Source organism: Pantoea sp. PNT03, from assembly GCF_014852515.1.
Lineage (GTDB): Bacteria > Pseudomonadota > Gammaproteobacteria > Enterobacterales > Enterobacteriaceae > Pantoea > Pantoea leporis.
This window is the reverse complement of record NZ_JACVBT010000010.1, coordinates 1-16,505: the sequence shown is the minus strand read 5'-3', so window position 1 is coordinate 16,505 and position 16,505 is coordinate 1. Positions and strand designations below refer to the sequence as shown.

24 protein-coding genes and 1 pseudogene are annotated in these 16,505 nt (G+C 50.6%); 19 read left to right on the top strand and 6 right to left on the bottom strand.

Annotated features, from left to right (window positions below; genetic code table 11):
* Positions 1-5 precede the first annotated feature (5 nt).
* The 14 genes and pseudogenes from rplR to IB226_RS22790 form a co-directional block, all read left to right on the top strand.
* Positions 6-359, top strand: coding sequence for a 50S ribosomal protein L18 (rplR, locus tag IB226_RS22855; protein ID WP_008104733.1), 354 nt, complete (start codon positions 6-8; stop codon positions 357-359).
* Positions 360-373: 14 nt separating this feature from the next.
* A complete protein-coding gene (rpsE, locus tag IB226_RS22850; protein WP_007891679.1) occupies positions 374-874 on the top strand; it encodes a 30S ribosomal protein S5 in 501 nt (166 codons plus the stop codon).
* 5 nt (positions 875-879) lie between these two features.
* Positions 880-1,059, top strand: coding sequence for a 50S ribosomal protein L30 (gene rpmD / locus IB226_RS22845; RefSeq protein WP_007891681.1), 180 nt, complete (start codon positions 880-882; stop codon positions 1,057-1,059).
* A gap of 3 nt (positions 1,060-1,062) precedes the next feature.
* On the top strand, positions 1,063-1,497 hold the full coding sequence (rplO, locus tag IB226_RS22840) for a 50S ribosomal protein L15 (protein ID WP_007891684.1): 435 nt from the start codon (positions 1,063-1,065) through the stop codon (positions 1,495-1,497).
* A gap of 7 nt (positions 1,498-1,504) precedes the next feature.
* Complete coding sequence (secY, locus tag IB226_RS22835) at positions 1,505-2,836, top strand: preprotein translocase subunit SecY (protein ID WP_007891686.1); 1,332 nt, start codon at positions 1,505-1,507, stop codon at positions 2,834-2,836.
* A 32-nt stretch (positions 2,837-2,868) separates the two neighbouring features.
* Positions 2,869-2,985, top strand: a complete 117-nt coding sequence (gene rpmJ, locus IB226_RS22830) for a 50S ribosomal protein L36 (protein WP_004160566.1) — start codon at positions 2,869-2,871, stop codon at positions 2,983-2,985.
* Positions 2,986-3,131: 146 nt separating this feature from the next.
* Positions 3,132-3,488 (top strand): 30S ribosomal protein S13, encoded by a 357-nt coding sequence (gene rpsM / locus IB226_RS22825; RefSeq protein ID WP_034830736.1) that lies wholly within the window; start codon positions 3,132-3,134, stop codon positions 3,486-3,488.
* A gap of 16 nt (positions 3,489-3,504) precedes the next feature.
* Positions 3,505-3,894, top strand: a complete 390-nt coding sequence (gene rpsK, locus IB226_RS22820) for a 30S ribosomal protein S11 (protein ID WP_004160563.1) — start codon at positions 3,505-3,507, stop codon at positions 3,892-3,894.
* A gap of 32 nt (positions 3,895-3,926) precedes the next feature.
* Positions 3,927-4,547, top strand: a complete 621-nt coding sequence (gene rpsD / locus IB226_RS22815) for a 30S ribosomal protein S4 (protein ID WP_007891687.1) — start codon at positions 3,927-3,929, stop codon at positions 4,545-4,547.
* 25 nt (positions 4,548-4,572) lie between these two features.
* Complete coding sequence (gene rpoA, locus IB226_RS22810; protein ID WP_007891688.1) at positions 4,573-5,562, top strand: DNA-directed RNA polymerase subunit alpha; 990 nt, start codon at positions 4,573-4,575, stop codon at positions 5,560-5,562.
* 40 nt (positions 5,563-5,602) lie between these two features.
* Positions 5,603-5,989, top strand: coding sequence for a 50S ribosomal protein L17 (gene rplQ / locus IB226_RS22805; protein WP_008104728.1), 387 nt, complete (start codon positions 5,603-5,605; stop codon positions 5,987-5,989).
* A 113-nt stretch (positions 5,990-6,102) separates the two neighbouring features.
* Positions 6,103-6,474, top strand: a complete 372-nt coding sequence (locus IB226_RS22800; protein ID WP_101762567.1) for a DUF1992 domain-containing protein — start codon at positions 6,103-6,105, stop codon at positions 6,472-6,474.
* Position 6,475: 1 nt separating this feature from the next.
* Positions 6,476-6,913, top strand: a complete 438-nt coding sequence (gene zntR / locus IB226_RS22795) for a Zn(2+)-responsive transcriptional regulator (RefSeq protein WP_192237064.1) — start codon at positions 6,476-6,478, stop codon at positions 6,911-6,913.
* 50 nt (positions 6,914-6,963) lie between these two features.
* Positions 6,964-7,155: pseudogene (locus IB226_RS22790) on the top strand (alternative ribosome-rescue factor A); the annotation flags it as partial.
* A 44-nt stretch (positions 7,156-7,199) separates the two neighbouring features.
* Here the strand turns inward: IB226_RS22790 and mscL are convergent.
* The 5 genes from mscL to def form a co-directional block, all read right to left on the bottom strand.
* Positions 7,200-7,613 carry a large-conductance mechanosensitive channel protein MscL gene (gene mscL / locus IB226_RS22785; protein ID WP_007891693.1) on the bottom strand — a complete coding sequence of 138 codons (414 nt, stop codon included), beginning with the start codon at positions 7,611-7,613 and terminating at the stop codon, positions 7,200-7,202.
* 110 nt (positions 7,614-7,723) lie between these two features.
* Positions 7,724-9,100: a Trk system potassium transporter TrkA gene (trkA, locus tag IB226_RS22780; protein WP_192237063.1), complete on the bottom strand. Its 1,377-nt coding sequence runs from the start codon at positions 9,098-9,100 to the stop codon at positions 7,724-7,726.
* 31 nt (positions 9,101-9,131) lie between these two features.
* Positions 9,132-10,418: a 16S rRNA (cytosine(967)-C(5))-methyltransferase RsmB gene (rsmB, locus tag IB226_RS22775; RefSeq protein ID WP_192237062.1), complete on the bottom strand. Its 1,287-nt coding sequence runs from the start codon at positions 10,416-10,418 to the stop codon at positions 9,132-9,134.
* A gap of 45 nt (positions 10,419-10,463) precedes the next feature.
* On the bottom strand, positions 10,464-11,408 hold the full coding sequence (gene fmt / locus IB226_RS22770) for a methionyl-tRNA formyltransferase (RefSeq protein ID WP_192237061.1): 945 nt from the start codon (positions 11,406-11,408) through the stop codon (positions 10,464-10,466).
* A gap of 21 nt (positions 11,409-11,429) precedes the next feature.
* The gene (gene def / locus IB226_RS22765) at positions 11,430-11,942 is read right to left on the bottom strand and encodes a peptide deformylase (RefSeq protein ID WP_008104717.1); all 513 of its coding nucleotides are present in this window, start codon (positions 11,940-11,942) and stop codon (positions 11,430-11,432) included.
* Between the two features lie 115 nt (positions 11,943-12,057).
* On the opposite strand from def, the gene dprA reads away from it, so the two are divergent.
* Genes dprA through aroE form a run of 5 tightly spaced genes read left to right on the top strand, consistent with a single transcriptional unit; the run spans position 12,058 to position 15,606 of the window.
* Entirely contained in the window at positions 12,058-13,182 is a 1,125-nt protein-coding gene (gene dprA, locus IB226_RS22760; protein ID WP_192237060.1) for a DNA-protecting protein DprA, read from the top strand.
* Positions 13,154-13,627 (top strand): DUF494 family protein Smg, encoded by a 474-nt coding sequence (gene smg / locus IB226_RS22755; RefSeq protein ID WP_007891699.1) that lies wholly within the window; start codon positions 13,154-13,156, stop codon positions 13,625-13,627. The genes dprA and smg overlap by 29 nt, the downstream gene beginning before the upstream one ends.
* A gap of 27 nt (positions 13,628-13,654) precedes the next feature.
* The gene (locus tag IB226_RS22750; RefSeq protein ID WP_101762573.1) at positions 13,655-14,209 is read left to right on the top strand and encodes a type I DNA topoisomerase; all 555 of its coding nucleotides are present in this window, start codon (positions 13,655-13,657) and stop codon (positions 14,207-14,209) included.
* Positions 14,206-14,781 (top strand): L-threonylcarbamoyladenylate synthase type 1 TsaC, encoded by a 576-nt coding sequence (gene tsaC, locus IB226_RS22745; protein ID WP_101762574.1) that lies wholly within the window; start codon positions 14,206-14,208, stop codon positions 14,779-14,781. Before IB226_RS22750 ends, tsaC begins: the two co-directional genes overlap by 4 nt.
* A 3-nt stretch (positions 14,782-14,784) precedes the next feature.
* Positions 14,785-15,606, top strand: a complete 822-nt coding sequence (aroE, locus tag IB226_RS22740) for a shikimate dehydrogenase (RefSeq protein ID WP_192237059.1) — start codon at positions 14,785-14,787, stop codon at positions 15,604-15,606.
* A 9-nt stretch (positions 15,607-15,615) separates the two neighbouring features.
* Here aroE and IB226_RS22735 read toward each other — a convergent pair whose 3' ends face one another.
* The gene (locus tag IB226_RS22735) at positions 15,616-16,170 is read right to left on the bottom strand and encodes a gamma carbonic anhydrase family protein (protein WP_137386627.1); all 555 of its coding nucleotides are present in this window, start codon (positions 16,168-16,170) and stop codon (positions 15,616-15,618) included.
* Positions 16,171-16,505: the final 335 nt, after the last annotated feature.

Here is a 16,505-nt window from a genome sequence, read left to right as displayed (position 1 = left end):
ACACTATGGATAAGAAATCTGCTCGTATCCGTCGTGCGACCCGTGCACGTCGCAAGCTCAAAGAGCTGGGTGCTACTCGCCTGGTGGTACATCGTACCCCGCGTCATATCTACGCACAGGTGATCGCCCCGAACGGTTCCGAAGTTCTGGTTGCTGCTTCTACTGTAGAAAAAGCTATTGCCGAACAACTGAAGTATACCGGTAACAAAGACGCCGCTGCAGCTGTAGGTAAAGCTCTGGCTGAGCGCGCTGTTGAGAAAGGCATTACCAATGTCTCTTTCGACCGTTCCGGGTTCCAATATCATGGTCGTGTCCAGGCACTGGCAGATGCTGCCCGTGAAGCTGGCCTTCAGTTCTAAGGTAGAGGTCTAAGATGTCAAACATCGAGAAACAAGCTGGCGAACTGCAGGAAAAACTGATCGCGGTAAACCGTGTATCTAAAACTGTAAAAGGTGGTCGTATTTTCTCCTTCACCGCACTGACTGTAGTGGGTGATGGTAACGGCCGCGTTGGTTTTGGTTACGGTAAAGCGCGTGAAGTTCCAGCAGCGATCCAGAAAGCGATGGAGAAAGCCCGTCGCAATATGATTAACGTCGCGCTGACTCACGGCACCCTGCAGCACCCTGTTAAAGGTGCTCACACAGGTTCTCGTGTGTTCATGCAGCCAGCTTCTGAAGGTACCGGTATCATCGCCGGCGGTGCAATGCGCGCCGTTTTAGAAGTTGCTGGAGTACATAACGTTCTGGCTAAAGCGTATGGTTCTACCAACCCGATTAACGTGGTTCGTGCAACTATCGATGGCCTGGGCAATATGAATTCTCCGGAAATGGTCGCTGCCAAGCGTGGTAAATCCGTTGAAGAAATTCTGGGGTAATCACGATGGCTAAGACAATTAAAATTACACAAACCCGCAGTTCAATCGGCCGCCTGCCTAAGCACAAAGCGACTCTGGTTGGCTTGGGTCTGCGTCGCATCAATCACACCGTTGAGCGTGAAGATACGCCTGCTGTACGCGGTATGATTAACGCGATTTCCTACATGCTGAAAGTGGAGGAGTAAGAGATGCGTTTAAACACTCTGTCTCCGGCCGAAGGGTCTAAACACGCTTCTAAGCGTCTGGGTCGTGGTATCGGTTCTGGCCTCGGTAAAACTGGTGGTCGTGGTCACAAAGGTCAGAACTCTCGTTCTGGCGGTGGCGTACGTCGCGGTTTCGAGGGTGGCCAGATGCCTCTGTACCGTCGTCTGCCGAAATTCGGTTTCACCTCTCGCAAAGCAATGATCACTACAGAAGTTCGTCTGTCTGATCTGGCGAAAGTTGAAGGCGGTATTGTTGACCTGAATACGCTGAAAGCGGCCAATATTATCGGTGTTCAGATTGAATTCGCGAAAGTGATTCTTTCTGGTGAAGTTTCTGCACCGGTAACGGTTCGCGGTCTGCGTGTCACCAAAGGTGCTCGTGCTGCAATCGAAGCTGCTGGCGGTAAAATCGAGGAATAAGTAGCAGATGGCAAAGCAACCGGGATTAGATTTTCAAAGTGCCAAAGGTGGCTTTGGTGAACTGAAGCGCAGACTGTTGTTTGTAATCGGTGCACTCATTGTCTTCCGAATTGGCTCTTTTATTCCAATCCCCGGTATCGATGCCACTGTACTTGCCAAACTGCTTGAGCAACAGCGTGGCACCATCATTGAAATGTTCAACATGTTCTCTGGTGGTGCTCTCAGTCGTGCCTCAATCTTCGCTCTGGGTATTATGCCGTATATTTCGGCTTCTATTATTATCCAGCTGCTGACGGTGGTTCATCCAGCGTTAGCTGAGATTAAGAAAGAGGGTGAAGCTGGTCGTCGCAAGATTAGCCAGTACACTCGCTACGGCACACTGGTTCTGGCTGTATTCCAGTCGATCGGTATTGCTACCGGTTTACCGAATATGCCTGGAATGCAGGGGCTGGTAATGAATCCAGGCTTTGCATTCTACTTTACCGCTGTTGTAAGTCTGGTTACTGGGACAATGTTCCTGATGTGGCTGGGCGAACAGATTACTGAGCGAGGTATCGGTAACGGTATCTCGATCATTATCTTCGCAGGTATTGTTGCGGGACTTCCGCCGGCCATTGGCCATACCATCGAGCAAGCGCGGCAAGGTGACCTGCACTTCCTTCTGTTGCTGTTGGTTGCAGTTCTAGTATTTGCAGTGACGTTCTTTGTTATTTTCGTCGAGCGTGGCCAGCGCCGCATTGTGGTCAACTACGCTAAACGTCAGCAAGGTCGTCGTGTATATGCTGCACAGAGCACACATTTACCGTTGAAAGTGAATATGGCGGGTGTAATCCCAGCTATTTTTGCTTCCAGCATTATTCTGTTCCCGGCGACCATAGCATCATGGTTCGGGGGCGGTACCGGTTGGAACTGGCTGACAACAATTTCGCTGTATTTGCAACCAGGACAGCCGCTTTATGTGCTACTCTATGCGACTGCAATCATCTTCTTCTGTTTCTTCTACACGGCGTTGGTTTTCAACCCACGTGAAACAGCAGATAACCTGAAGAAGTCTGGTGCATTCGTACCGGGAATTCGTCCGGGAGAGCAAACGGCGAAGTACATCGATAAAGTAATGACACGTCTGACCTTAATCGGCGCACTGTATATTACTTTTATCTGCCTGATCCCGGAGTTCATGCGTGATGCTATGAAAGTTCCATTCTACTTTGGCGGCACATCGCTGCTCATCGTAGTGGTCGTCATCATGGACTTTATGGCTCAAGTGCAAACTCTGATGATGTCGAGTCAGTACGAGTCTGCATTGAAGAAAGCTAACCTGAAGGGCTACGGCCGTTAATTCGGGTGCTTGAGAAGTTACGGAGAGTAAAAATGAAAGTTCGTGCTTCCGTCAAGAAATTATGTCGTAACTGCAAAATCATTCGCCGCGACGGTGTCGTACGTGTGATCTGCAGCGCCGAGCCAAAGCATAAACAGCGCCAAGGCTGATATTGTCACATATTTTTCTTGCAAAGTCGGGTTGAGCTGGCTAGATTAGCCAGCCAATCTTTTGTATGTCGATGCGTTACCATTTGAGTATCCTGAAAACGGGCTTTTCAGCATGGGACGCATTTGTTTAATTATAGGAGTGCATAGTGGCCCGTATAGCAGGCATTAACATTCCTGATCAAAAACATACCGTTATCGCATTAACTTCGATTTTCGGTATCGGTAAAACTCGTTCTAAAGCCATCTGCGCTTCAACGGGTATTGCTGAAAATGTTAAGATCAGAGAGCTGTCTGAAGAACAAATTGAACAGCTGCGTGAAGCAGTTGGTAAATTCGTTGTTGAAGGTGATCTGCGCCGTGAAATCACCCTGAGCATCAAGCGTCTGATGGACCTTGGTTGCTATCGTGGTTTACGCCATCGTCGTGGTCTGCCAGTTCGCGGTCAGCGTACTAAGACCAATGCACGTACCCGTAAGGGTCCGCGTAAACCGATCAAGAAATAATCGGGGTGAGTAAATAATGGCAAAGGCACCAGTTCGTGCACGCAAGCGTGTAAGAAAACAAGTCTCAGATGGCGTGGCTCATGTCCATGCATCTTTTAACAACACCATCGTTACAATTACTGATCGTCAGGGTAACGCACTGGGTTGGGCAACCGCCGGTGGTTCCGGTTTCCGCGGTTCACGTAAATCTACTCCGTTTGCTGCTCAGGTAGCTGCAGAGCGCTGTGCAGAAGCAGTGAAAGATTACGGTATTAAGAATCTGGAAGTTATGGTTAAGGGTCCGGGTCCAGGACGCGAATCAACAATTCGTGCTCTGAACGCTGCTGGTTTCCGCATCACTAATATTACTGATGTGACTCCAATCCCTCACAACGGTTGTCGTCCGCCGAAAAAACGTCGCGTTTAATCGCCCGTTTTTAGGTTAGTTGGAGAAAGAAAATGGCAAGATATTTGGGTCCTAAGCTCAAGCTGAGCCGTCGTGAGGGTACCGACTTATTCCTTAAGTCTGGCGTTCGCGCGATCGATACCAAGTGCAAAATTGAACAACCACCTGGTCAGCATGGTGCGCGTAAACCGCGTCTGTCTGACTACGGCGGCCAGTTGCGTGAAAAGCAGAAAGTTCGTCGTATGTACGGCGTGCTGGAGCGTCAGTTCCGCAACTACTATAAAGAAGCAGCACGTCTGAAAGGCAACACAGGTGAAAACCTGCTGGCCCTGCTGGAAGGCCGTCTGGATAACGTTGTTTACCGTATGGGCTTTGGCGCCACTCGTGCAGAAGCACGTCAGCTGGTTAGCCATAAATCTATCCTGGTGAACGGTCGCGTTGTTAACATCGCTTCTTATCAGGTATCTCCGAATGATGTCGTAAGCATCCGTGAGAAAGCCAAACAGCAATCTCGCGTGAAGGCCGCTCTGGAGCTGGCTGAGCAGCGTGAAAAGCCAACCTGGCTGGAAGTTGATGCTACTAAGATGGAAGGTGTGTTCAAGCGTATTCCTGAACGTACTGATCTGTCTGCGGACATTAACGAACACCTGATCGTCGAGCTTTACTCTAAGTAAAGCTTAGTACCAAAGAGAGGACACAATGCAGGGTTCTGTGACAGAGTTTCTAAAACCGCGCCTGGTAGATATCGAGCAAGTGAGTTCGACGCACGCCAAGGTGACCCTTGAGCCGTTAGAGCGTGGCTTTGGCCATACTCTTGGCAACGCACTGCGCCGTATTCTGCTTTCTTCCATGCCGGGTTGCGCGGTGACCGAGGTTGAGATTGATGGTGTGCTTCATGAGTACTCCACCAAAGAGGGCGTACAGGAAGATATCCTGGAAATCCTGCTTAACCTGAAAGGGTTGGCGGTAAGAGTTCAAGGTAAAGATGAAGTCATCCTTACTTTGAATAAATCTGGCATTGGCCCTGTGACTGCAGCCGACATCACCCACGACGGTGATGTTGAAATCGTCAAGCCGCAGCATGTGATCTGCCACCTGACCGATGAAAACGCATCTATTAGCATGCGTATCAAAGTTCAGCGTGGTCGTGGTTATGTGCCGGCTTCTGCCCGAATTCATTCGGAAGAAGATGAGCGCCCAATCGGCCGTCTGTTGGTTGACGCTTGCTACAGCCCTGTAGACCGTATTGCCTACAATGTTGAAGCAGCGCGTGTAGAACAGCGTACCGACCTGGACAAGCTGGTCATCGAAATGGAAACCAACGGCACAATCGATCCTGAAGAGGCGATTCGTCGTGCGGCAACCATCCTGGCAGAACAACTGGAAGCTTTCGTTGACTTACGTGATGTACGTCAGCCGGAAGTAAAAGAAGAGAAACCAGAATTCGATCCGATCCTGCTGCGCCCTGTTGACGATCTGGAATTGACTGTCCGCTCTGCTAACTGCCTCAAGGCAGAAGCTATCCACTACATCGGTGATCTGGTACAGCGTACCGAGGTTGAGCTGCTTAAAACGCCTAACCTGGGTAAAAAATCTCTTACCGAGATTAAAGATGTGCTTGCTTCACGTGGTTTGTCTCTGGGCATGCGCCTGGAAAACTGGCCACCAGCAAGCATTGCTGATGAATAACCCGATCACAGGTTAAGGTTTCACTGAGAAGGATAAGGTCATGCGCCATCGTAAGAGTGGTCGTCAACTGAACCGCAACAGCAGCCATCGTCAGGCTATGTTCCGCAACATGGCTGGTTCTCTGGTTCGTCATGAGATCATTAAGACGACTCTGCCGAAAGCCAAAGAGCTGCGCCGCGTAGTTGAGCCGCTGATTACTCTTGCCAAGACCGACAGCGTAGCTAATCGTCGTCTGGCATTCGCCCGCACTCGTGATAACGAGATCGTGGCAAAACTGTTTAACGAGCTGGGCCCGCGTTTCGCGAGCCGTGCCGGTGGTTACACTCGCATTTTGAAGTGTGGCTTCCGTGCTGGTGACAACGCTCCGATGGCTTACATCGAGCTGGTTGATCGTCCAGAAGCTCAAGCAGAAGCTACTGCAGAGTAATTTGCAGTATCGTAAAAAACCCGCTTCGGCGGGTTTTTTATTGTCCGTAATTCCTTTCCATTTACTCCCCTTTCGCTATGCTGATGGCTGATACACCTATCAGGAACTCCCTTATGTGGCTAATTGATCAACTTGTAGAGCAACACATACGTGAAGCTCAGGAAAAGGGCGAGCTGAGTAATTTGCCGGGCGAAGGTGCACCTTTACAGCTAGATGATGACAGCGGAGTGCCAGTTGAACTGCGCACGGCATATCGGCTGTTGAAAAATTCTGGTTACTTACCTCCGGAACTTGAAATGCGTCGAGAAGCATTGGCGGTAAACGATCTGCTACGCGAACTGGATCCTGACGATGGCAAGGCGCGAGAACTGTCGAAACGCTTAGCTTTGTTAGAAATAAAACTCCAGCAAGCCGGAATCAGTACCGAATTTTTGCGCGGCGAGTATAGCGATAACATCCATCATCATTTGCAGCGGGAGAAATAGCATGTTTCGGATTGGCCAACTGGCAAAAATGGCGGATGTGACGCCAGACACCATCCGCTTTTATGAAAAACAGCAGATGATGAATCATGAGGTACGCACTGAGGGCGGTTTTCGTCTTTATAGCGACGATGATTTACAGCGGCTGCGTTTTATTCGTTATGGTCGCCAACTCGGCTTTAGCTTAGAGTCAATCCGTGGTTTATTGTCAATCCGCATCGATCCTGAACATCATACTTGCCAGGAATCCAAAGCCATTGTGGCGAAAAGATTGGATGAAGTGAATGGCATGATTGCCGAACTACAGACGATTCAACGTTCATTGCATCGTTTAGCTGAAACCTGCTGCGGCGACATACATAGCAGCGCTTGCTGTTCAATACTTGAAGCTCTGGAGAGAGGTGAGGAGCCGCAGCCGGAAATTTGTTGTAGTAAGGATTGAATTTTGCGCTGGAAGGAATATAGTTGCGCCGTTAATAACCGGAGGACGAGATGACTCGCTATCAGCACCAAAAAGGTAAAATCAACGATAATGCACTGGAAGCATTATTACATGATCCACTGTTTAGGCAGCGCATTGAGAAGAATCAGAAAGGAAAGGGCAGCTATCAACGTAAAGACAAACATGGCAAAGGACGTAACTGGGAGGCCAGTGATAAGCAGAAAAGTTTATCACTGGCCTTCTTCTTTAAAGACAAAAAAGCCGCCTTACGTGGGCGGCTTTTTTATTATAATTTATCGTGATTTTGTTGTTTTAACAGGTCACGGATTTCAGTGAGCAGTAACTCTTCATTCGTCGGCTTAGGTGCCGCTTTCTCAACTTCTTTTTTCTGATACAGCTTGTTCATTACTTTAATTGCCAGGAATATCGCGAAGGCAACAATAACGAAATCGAACACGGTCTGAATAAAGTTACCGTACTCCATTACCACAGCAGGAATATCACCTTCTGCCGGTTTTAATATCCATTTAAACTGTTTGAAATCGACGCCACCAATCAGCAAGCCAAGTGGCGGCATGATGATATTGGCGACCAGTGAAGAAACAATCTTACCAAAAGCGGCACCGATGATGACACCTACCGCCAGATCAACCACGTTCCCGCGCATTGCAAAATCACGAAACTCTTTGAATAAACTCATTGTTATCTCCTTGCCTTGGCCAATGGCTAAAGTCTAACAAACCTTTGTGCAATTGCCATTAGAACAATGGATTAAGCGAAATTTTCACGGCGGGCTTTCGCCCGCAGCTTTTACAGGAAGAATGGACTTGGCTGGAACAGGCGCTCAACATCGGGCACAAACTTCTTATCCGTCAGGAACATAATTACGTGATCGCCCTGTTCGACGCGCACGTTATCATTGGCGATGATCACCTCATCACCGCGCACCACAGCACCGATAATGGTTCCCGACGGCAACTTAATATCTTCTATTAAACGCCCAACCACGCGTGAGGTGGTTTCATCGCCGTGTGCGATCGCTTCGATTGCTTCTGCAATACCGCGACGCAATGAGGACACGCCCACTATATCGGCTTTACGTACGTGACTTAGCAGCGCCGAGATCGTGGCTTGTTGCGGCGAGATCGCAATATCGATCACGCTGCCTTGAACAAGATCGACGTAGGCGCGTCGCTGGATCAGCACCATTACTTTTTTCGCGCCCATTTTCTTAGCCAGCATGGCCGACATAATATTGGCTTCATCGTCGTTAGTGACCGCGATGAAGAGATCCACCTGATCGACATGCTCTTCGGCCAGCAATTCCTGATCCGAGGCATCACCGTAAAACACGATAGTATCGTGCAAGCGTTCTGCCAGTTCTGCCGCGCGCTGTTGATTACGTTCAATCAACTTCACGCTGTACTGTTTTTCCAGGCGCTGCGCCAATCCAAAGCCGATATTGCCGCCGCCAACTAACATGATGCGCTTATACGGTTTTTCCAGACGCTGCATTTCACTCATCACCGCGCGGATATGTTGGCTCGCGGCAATAAAGAACACTTCATCGCCGGCTTCCACAATCGTAGAACCCTGGGGACGAATGGGGCGATCCTGACGAAAAATCGCCGCGACTCGCGTATCAATATGCGGCATATGTTCACGCATGATCGACAAAGGATTCCCGACCAGCGGTCCGCCATAATAGGCTTTTACCACTGCGAGGCTCACTTTGCCTTCGGCAAAATTCACTACCTGAAGTGCGCCAGGATACTGAATCAGGCGGTAGATATTGTCGATCACCAACTGCTCAGGAGAGATCAGATGATCAATTGGTACGGCTTCAGGTACAAACAGCTTCTCAGCATCGCGTAAGTATTCAGCGGCGCGAATACGCGCGATACGATTGGGCGTATTGAAAAGGGAATACGCAATCTGACAAGCCACCATGTTAGTTTCATCGGAGTTGGTTACCGCCACCAGCATATCTGCATCTTCAGCACCGGCTTCACGCAAAATACGCGGATGTGATCCGTGACCATGCACGACGCGCAGATCAAATTTGTCCTGCAATACGCGTAAACGCGTCGCATCGCTATCGACGACGGTGATATCGTTATTTTCCCCGACCAGATTTTCTGCCAGGGTTCCGCCGACCTGGCCGGCGCCGAGGATAATGATTTTCATGGCTTAGATGCTCTTGTCAGTATGCGCAGCACTATTTTTTCATCAGCTTAGCGTAGAAGAAGCCGTCGCCGCCATCGATGGTCGGGAAAACCTGCCAGCCATTATCCTGGCCCTGTGGCAACTTCTCGGCCACGGCGTCGCTGTGCGCTGCCAAAAAGGCACTGATTTGATTGTGATTCTCTTCCGGCAATATTGAGCAGGTGGCATATATCATCGTGCCGCCAGATTTTAGACGCGGCCAGACGGCCTCAAGTATTTCGCACTGTAGATTCGCCAGCTCAGGAATATCACGATCGCGACGTAGCCACTTGATGTCTGGATGGCGGCGAATAACGCCTGTGGCAGAGCAGGGCGCATCGAGCAGGATACGATCAAACAGCATATCGCCACACCATTCTGCCGGTGTACGACCATCGCCCTGACGCACTTCGGCCTGCATGCCCAGGCGCTGTAAGTTCTCATGCACACGGAGCAGGCGTTGCGGGTCAACATCGACGGCTAAGACTTTGGCCTGCGGCGCGATTTCGAGGATATGCGTGGTTTTACCACCCGGAGCAGCACAGAGATCGAGAATAGTTTCCCCATCTTTTGGCTCAAGCAGCAGTGCGCAACGTTGTGCAGAAAGATCCTGCACCGTCACCCAACCTTGATCGAAACCCGGCAGCTGGCTGACTGGAGCGGGTGATTCCAGTCGCAATGCATCTTGTGCATCGCCAGGAAAAGCAACTTTCTCTTCTGCCTGCAATAGCGCCAGCCAGGCATCGCGACTGTAATGCTGGCGATTGATTCGCAGCCACATCGGCGGTCGCTGATTGTTAGCTTCAACAATCTGTTGCCACTGTTCTGGCCATGCCGCTTGCAGACGTTTCAGCAACCAGCCTGGATGCCAGTAACGTTGCGAGCCCTGATCGACTTCGGCTAACAGCGCTTCTTGCTGGCGCAGGAACTGGCGCAACACGCCATTTAACAGGCCTTTTAAAGCCGTGCGCTTCAGCACTTCAGCACCCGCCACGGTTTCTGCCAGTGCCGCATGGGCCGGCACGCGGGTATATAGCAGCTGATAGAGGCCAACCATCAACAGATAATGCAACACTCGCTGCTTACCGGTTAAGGTGCGCTCCATCAGTTTGCCGATTAAGGCTTCTAGCTGCGGCAGCGTGCGCATCACGCCAAAACAGAGTTCTTGCAGCAGCGCGCCATCTTTATCGGATAGGTTCTTTTGCGCGCCCGGCAAAATGGCACTCAGCGATTCGCCTTTGTCCACAACGCGTTCAATGAGTTGCGCGGCCAGGCTGCGCAAGTTGGTAGCTTTTTTCATGTTATTTCATCAAACAAAAAGCCCGGTCAAACCGGGCTTGGAGGATCAGGCCAGAACGGTTCCAGGTACGAACCATTCGCGGCGCGAATTGAGCAGGTCCTGAGCGGACATGGCTTTTTTACCGGCAGGTTGCAGCGATACCAGATTCAGCACACCATCGGCCGTTGCGATCTGAATGCCTTGTTTATCAGCATGGACGATTTCACCGGGTTGCTTGTTCTGATGCGGCAAAACCGTTGCCTGCCAGACTTTTACCGGTTGCTCTTCAATCATGAAATAGCTCATTGGCCATGGATTGAAGGCACGAATACAACGTTCCAACTGCGCTGCTGAAAGTGACCAATTGAGACGCGCTTCTTCTTTACTCAGTTTCTCGGCATAAGAGACCAGCGCTTCATCCTGGACTTCTGGCCTGGCATTACCGCTTGCCAACAGATCCAGCGTTAACAGCATGCCTTGCGGGCCGAGTTGCGCCAGCTTCTCATACAGCGATGCGCTGGTGTCTTCAGCCGTAATCGGGCAGGAGAGTTTATGCAGCATGTCGCCGGTATCGAGGCCAACATCCATCTGCATAATGGTGACACCGGTTTCGGTATCGCCGGCCCAGAGAGAGCGCTGGATGGGTGCAGCACCGCGCCAGCGTGGCAGCAGCGAACCATGCACATTGATACAACCCAGGCGCGGCATCGCCAGCACGGCTTTTGGCAGGATCAAGCCATAAGCGACCACCACCATGATATCGGCCTGCAGATCGGCAACCAGATGCTGGTTCTCTTCAGGCTTCAGGGATTTCGGCTGAAATACAGGAATATCGTGCGTCTGTGCCAGGACTTTGACCGGGCTTGACGTAAGCTTATTGCCGCGTCCGGCTGGACGATCGGGCTGGGTAAAGACGCCAACAACCTGATGCTCAGAAGCAAGTAGCGCGTCTAAATGACGCGCTGCAAAGTCAGGTGTACCGGCAAAGATAATTTTGAGCGGTGCAGACACAGTTTAACCTTCAATGAGCACTTAATCTTCGCGTGCGTTTAGGCGGGCCAATTTTTCCAGTTTCTGTTTGATACGCTGACGTTTCAGTGGCGACAGATAATCAATGAAAAGTTTGCCATCGAGATGATCGATTTCATGCTGGATGCAAATCGCCAGCAGACCGTCGGTTTCCAGCTCAAAGCTCTTGCCGTCACGATCCTGCGCACGCACCTTGACCCACTCTGCGCGCGGCACAAAAGCACGTTGCTCAGGAATAGAAAGGCAGCCTTCTTCAATACCGGTTTCACCGCTTTTTTCCAGCAGTTCCGGATTAATCAGCACCAAACGCTCGTCACGGTTTTCAGAAACATCAATAACAATGATGCGCTGATGAATATCGACTTGGGTCGCCGCTAAGCCAATACCTTCTTCGGCGTACATGGTTTCAAACATGTCGTCGACAATACGCTGCACGTCTGCGTTTACGGTTGCCACCGGCGCAGCGATTTTGCGAAGGCGATCATCAGGGAAATGTAATACCTGCAAAACTGACATAAATATCCAGATCTGTATGCGTTGAAGAAAAGATTACTGCCTCATATTGTAGACTTTTTGATGTCTGATTGACAGCATTGCACCGCATGATAGCGCGGCTGACAGGGAGTGCAGCATGGAGAGAATTGAATGGATGCTCAGGCTGGCAAATGTGAAAGGCTTAAGCTCTGGAGTTGTCAGACATTTAGCGGAGGCATTGCAGGATAATGCTCAGGTTGATGACGATCTTTTACTGGATCAGGGATTAAACGAAACCCAGCGACAACAGTTTAAAGAGCTTTGTCCACGCCAGTTAGCACGAACACATCTATGGCTGGAGGATGAACAGCATCATGTAGTTACCTGTATCGACGAAAATTATCCCTTGGCGTTAGCGGAAATCAGTCGACGTCCCTCATTGCTGTATGTCGCGGGAAATATGGACATCTTGCAGACGCCCCAACTCGGTGTCGTGGGCAGCCGTCACTGCACGCATTATGGTAAGCAATGGGGAAGCTGGTTTACGCAGCAATTAGCGCTAAGTGGATTGACCATCACCAGCGGCCTTGCGCGCGGAATCGATGGCGTGGCGCATCGGGCCGCGTTAGAAGTGCAGGGCAAAACCGTTGCAGTATTAGGCAGCGGCCTGCAGCATATCTACCCTAAAAGTCATCAAGCGTTAGCACGTGAGATCATCGCTGGCGGTGGCGCACTGATCTCGGAATTCCCCCTTGATACGGCACCGCATGCGGTTAACTTTCCGCGGCGTAATCGCATCATTAGTGGTTTAAGTCTTGGCGTACTGGTGGTTGAAGCCACGTTGAAAAGCGGTTCGCTGGTGACCGCACGCTACGCTTTGGAACAGAATCGTAACGTTTATGCATTACCCGGCGCGCTAGGCAATCCGGGCAGTGAAGGAACGCACTGGCTTATCCAGCAAGGCGCGCTGCTGGTGGCGCATCCTAACAATATCCTTGAAGATTTACATTCAACGCTGCAATGGTTGCCTGATAGCAGTTCAGAAACAATATATTCACAACACAGTGACGATGTGCCATTGCCATTTGCAACTGTGTTGGCTAACGTAGGTGATGAGGTTACACCTGTTGACGTCGTCGCTGAACGTGCCGGCCAACCTGTGCCAGTTATCGCAGCTCACCTGCTGGAGCTGGAGTTAGCAGGATGGATCGCAGCTGTACCCGGCGGCTATGTCCGATTGAGGAGGGCATGCCATGTTCGACGTACTTATGTACTTGTTTGAGACGTATATCCACAACGAAGCTGAAATGCGCGTTGATCAGGATAAATTGACCGATGATTTAACCGATGCCGGTTTTCATCGTGAAGATATCTACAATGCGTTGAATTGGCTTGAGCGGTTAGCGGATTATCAGGAAGGCTTGGTTGCGCCAGTACTCATGGCAAACGATCCGCTCTCAATGCGAATCTATACCGAAGAGGAAAACCAGCGTTTAGATGCAGAATGTCGCGGTTTTATTTTGTTCCTGGAACAGGTCCAGGTGCTGAATATGGAAACGCGCGAGATGGTCATCGAACGTGTAATGGCCCTTGATACCCTCGAATTCGATCTTGAAGATCTCAAATGGGTGGTGTTGATGGTGCTGTTTAACATTCCAGGATGTGAAAACGCCTATCAGCAAATGGAAGAACTGTTATTCGACGTCAATGAAGGTATGCTGCATTAATAATTTGCGATTGATGCAACCGGTAATATGAGTAAATCAGCACTATTTTCCGTGCCTAAACACGATCCCTGCCCCGCTTGCGGGGCAGAATTAGTCATACGTTCCGGCAAACACGGCCCTTTTCTGGGGTGTGTAAATTATCCAACCTGCGATTACATTCGCCCGCTGAAAAGTCAGGGAGATGGACACGTCGTTAAAGTGCTGGAAGGCCATGCATGCCCCCAGTGTGGCGCAGACAAAGTTCTGCGTCAGGGGCGATTTGGCATGTTCGTGGGTTGCAGTCACTACCCGGAATGTGATTACACCGAAACTATCGACAAGCCTGATGAAACAGCTATCGCCTGTCCGCAATGTCAGAGCGGTAAACTGGTACAGCGGCGCTCGCGCTATGGCAAAACCTTCTACTCTTGCGATCGCTATCCAGATTGCCAGTTTGTCCTTAACGCAGCGCCGGTTGAAGGCGTCTGCCCGCATTGCCAGTTCCCTTTATTAATAGAGAAGAAAACCGCACAAGGCATGAAGCGCTTCTGCGCCAGCAAACGCTGCGGTAAGCCCATTGTCCAGGACGCATCATCATCATGAAGCCAAGCCAGTATTCAGCGGGTAGTCTCGATTTTTGCATTGAGAGGCTACAGCAACAGGAAGTTATCGCCTATCCAACCGAAGCCGTATTTGGATTGGGCTGCGATCCCGACAGCGAGAATGCCGTAATGGCGCTTTTGGCGCTCAAGCAGCGTCCAGTCGAGAAGGGACTCATTTTGATTGCAGCCGATTACGCGCAGCTGGAACCTTATATCGCCGACCGTGAACTCTCTGTGCTGCAGCGCGAGCGTATGTTTGCCAGTTGGCCTGGCCCGGTAACCTATGTAGTGCCAGCTTCGCCACATACGCCGCGTTGGTTAACGGGGCGTTTTGACTCACTGGCCATTCGCGTTAGCGATCATCCTGACGTACAGGCTTTGTGTCGCGGTTTTGGTAAACCTCTGGTTTCGACCAGCGCCAATCTTTCCGGCGAACCGCCTTGTCGTAATGCGGAAGAGGTTGCTAAGCAATTTGGTCCTCAGTTCACGGTCTTACATGCTGAAACGGGTGGGCGACTGAATCCTTCTGAAATCCGCGACGTTATTAGCGGTGAACTTATTCGTCAGGGCTAACGCATGGAAAATTTTGCCGTATTTGGTCACCCGATTGCGCATAGCAAATCTCCTTTCATTCATAGCTTGTTCGCTGAGCAAACCGGCATTGAGCATCAATATGGCAAGGAGTGCGCGCCACTTGAGGGTTTTCCTCAGTCGATCGCCGATTTTTTTGCGCATGGCGGCAAAGGTGCCAATGTCACGCTGCCTTTTAAACAGCAGGCGTGGGAATTTGCCGATGAGCTTAGCGAGCGTGCGGCATTGTCTGGTGCGGTTAATACGTTAAAGAAAGATGCGCAGGGCAAGATCTTCGGCGATAACACCGATGGCATCGGCTTGCTCAGCGATCTGGAACGACTGCAGATGATCCATCCAGGCGATCGAATTCTGCTGGTGGGCGCCGGTGGTGCTGCGCGTGGCGTAATCCTGCCGCTGCTTTCATTCGGATGTTCGCTGGTGGTAGTGAATCGCACCGTGGCACGCGCCGAGCAGCTGGCAGAGATTTTCCAGCATAGCGGGGATATCAAAGCGGCCAGCTTTGAGCAATTAGCGGATCAGCAATTTGATCTGATCATTAATGCGACCTCGAGCGGTGTTGATGGCAAAGTTCCGGCGTTAGCCACATCGCTAATTAATGCGCAAACGCGTTGTTATGACATGTTTTATCAACAAGGTTTGACGCCATTCTTACTGTGGTGCCAGCAGCAGGGCGCGCAGCAGCTGGCGGATGGTGTTGGCATGTTAGTAGGGCAAGCCGCTCACGCTTTCCATTTATGGCATGGCGTGATGCCAGAGATCACGCCAGTGATAGCCAAACTAAAGCAGTCGATGCAGCAGGGATAAAATTGGCGATCAGGAATGAGATTGGCTTTCCTGAGAGAGATATTCATTCTTCCAACCGACATAGTTATTGGATGAGTAAAGCAGCCCGGCGATTTCCGCTTCACTGAGTGGGCGGACCTGCTTAACCGGGCTGCCTAAATATAGGTAGCCACTTTCCAGTCGTTTACCTGGCGGCACCAAACTGCCAGCGCCAATCATCACATCATCTTCAACGATCACGCCGTCCAGCAGAATGGATCCCATTCCAACCAGTACGCGATTGCCGATAGTACAGCCGTGCAGCATCGCTTTATGCCCTACCGTGACATCTTCGCCAACAATCAGCGGATAACCTTCCGGATTGCTGCTGGACTTGTGAGTGACGTGCAGTACGCTGCCATCCTGAATATTGCTTCTTTTGCCTATCACCACTTTATTGACGTCACCACGAATCGCAACCAGCGGCCAGATGCTAACGTCATCGTCGAGTTGTACTTCACCCACCACCACGCTGCTGTTATCGATCATCACGCGATCGCCTTGTTGCGGGAAATGGTTCTTATAAGGTCGTAGGGCTGTAGACATGATCTTCTCCTTTTACGTTTTAACCCAAGCCTGCGGCTTAAAAGACGGATAAACAAGATGATTTTTGAGCGGATCGCTCGCGATCGCAGCGAAAAGAGTGAAAACTCGCCAGTCGATTAAAAAGATCGAAAAAAGGGGTTGTGCAAAAAATTCGGATCCCTATAATGCGCCACCACTGAGACGGCAAAGCGGCAACGCAGACGGCTTGGCAGGGAGTGAAGAAATTCATCCCGCCGGATGAAAACGCTGAAAAAAGTGTTTGACTCCGAAGGAGAGTAGCGTAGTATACGCCACCTCGCGACAGACGGTTCAGCCGTTGTTCGCATCGCTCTTTA

Bases quoted from the DNA above. Each gene is read 5' to 3' on its own strand.
- rplR (WP_008104733.1), top strand. From the start codon at position 6: ATGGATAAGAAATCTGCTCGTATCCGTCGTGCGACCCGTGCACGTCGC.
- rpsE (WP_007891679.1), top strand. From the start codon at position 374: ATGTCAAACATCGAGAAACAAGCTGGCGAACTGCAGGAAAAACTGATC.
- rpmD (WP_007891681.1), top strand. From the start codon at position 880: ATGGCTAAGACAATTAAAATTACACAAACCCGCAGTTCAATCGGCCGC.
- rplO (WP_007891684.1), top strand. From the start codon at position 1,063: ATGCGTTTAAACACTCTGTCTCCGGCCGAAGGGTCTAAACACGCTTCT.
- secY (WP_007891686.1), top strand. From the start codon at position 1,505: ATGGCAAAGCAACCGGGATTAGATTTTCAAAGTGCCAAAGGTGGCTTT.
- rpmJ (WP_004160566.1), top strand. From the start codon at position 2,869: ATGAAAGTTCGTGCTTCCGTCAAGAAATTATGTCGTAACTGCAAAATC.
- rpsK (WP_004160563.1), top strand. From the start codon at position 3,505: ATGGCAAAGGCACCAGTTCGTGCACGCAAGCGTGTAAGAAAACAAGTC.
- rpsD (WP_007891687.1), top strand. From the start codon at position 3,927: ATGGCAAGATATTTGGGTCCTAAGCTCAAGCTGAGCCGTCGTGAGGGT.
- rpoA (WP_007891688.1), top strand. From the start codon at position 4,573: ATGCAGGGTTCTGTGACAGAGTTTCTAAAACCGCGCCTGGTAGATATC.
- rplQ (WP_008104728.1), top strand. From the start codon at position 5,603: ATGCGCCATCGTAAGAGTGGTCGTCAACTGAACCGCAACAGCAGCCAT.
- IB226_RS22800 (WP_101762567.1), top strand. From the start codon at position 6,103: ATGTGGCTAATTGATCAACTTGTAGAGCAACACATACGTGAAGCTCAG.
- zntR (WP_192237064.1), top strand. From the start codon at position 6,476: ATGTTTCGGATTGGCCAACTGGCAAAAATGGCGGATGTGACGCCAGAC.
- mscL (WP_007891693.1), bottom strand. From the start codon at position 7,613: ATGAGTTTATTCAAAGAGTTTCGTGATTTTGCAATGCGCGGGAACGTG.
- trkA (WP_192237063.1), bottom strand. From the start codon at position 9,100: ATGAAAATCATTATCCTCGGCGCCGGCCAGGTCGGCGGAACCCTGGCA.
- rsmB (WP_192237062.1), bottom strand. From the start codon at position 10,418: ATGAAAAAAGCTACCAACTTGCGCAGCCTGGCCGCGCAACTCATTGAA.
- def (WP_008104717.1), bottom strand. From the start codon at position 11,942: ATGTCAGTTTTGCAGGTATTACATTTCCCTGATGATCGCCTTCGCAAA.
- dprA (WP_192237060.1), top strand. From the start codon at position 12,058: ATGGAGAGAATTGAATGGATGCTCAGGCTGGCAAATGTGAAAGGCTTA.
- smg (WP_007891699.1), top strand. From the start codon at position 13,154: ATGTTCGACGTACTTATGTACTTGTTTGAGACGTATATCCACAACGAA.
- IB226_RS22750 (WP_101762573.1), top strand. From the start codon at position 13,655: ATGAGTAAATCAGCACTATTTTCCGTGCCTAAACACGATCCCTGCCCC.
- tsaC (WP_101762574.1), top strand. From the start codon at position 14,206: ATGAAGCCAAGCCAGTATTCAGCGGGTAGTCTCGATTTTTGCATTGAG.
- aroE (WP_192237059.1), top strand. From the start codon at position 14,785: ATGGAAAATTTTGCCGTATTTGGTCACCCGATTGCGCATAGCAAATCT.
- IB226_RS22735 (WP_137386627.1), bottom strand. From the start codon at position 16,170: ATGTCTACAGCCCTACGACCTTATAAGAACCATTTCCCGCAACAAGGC.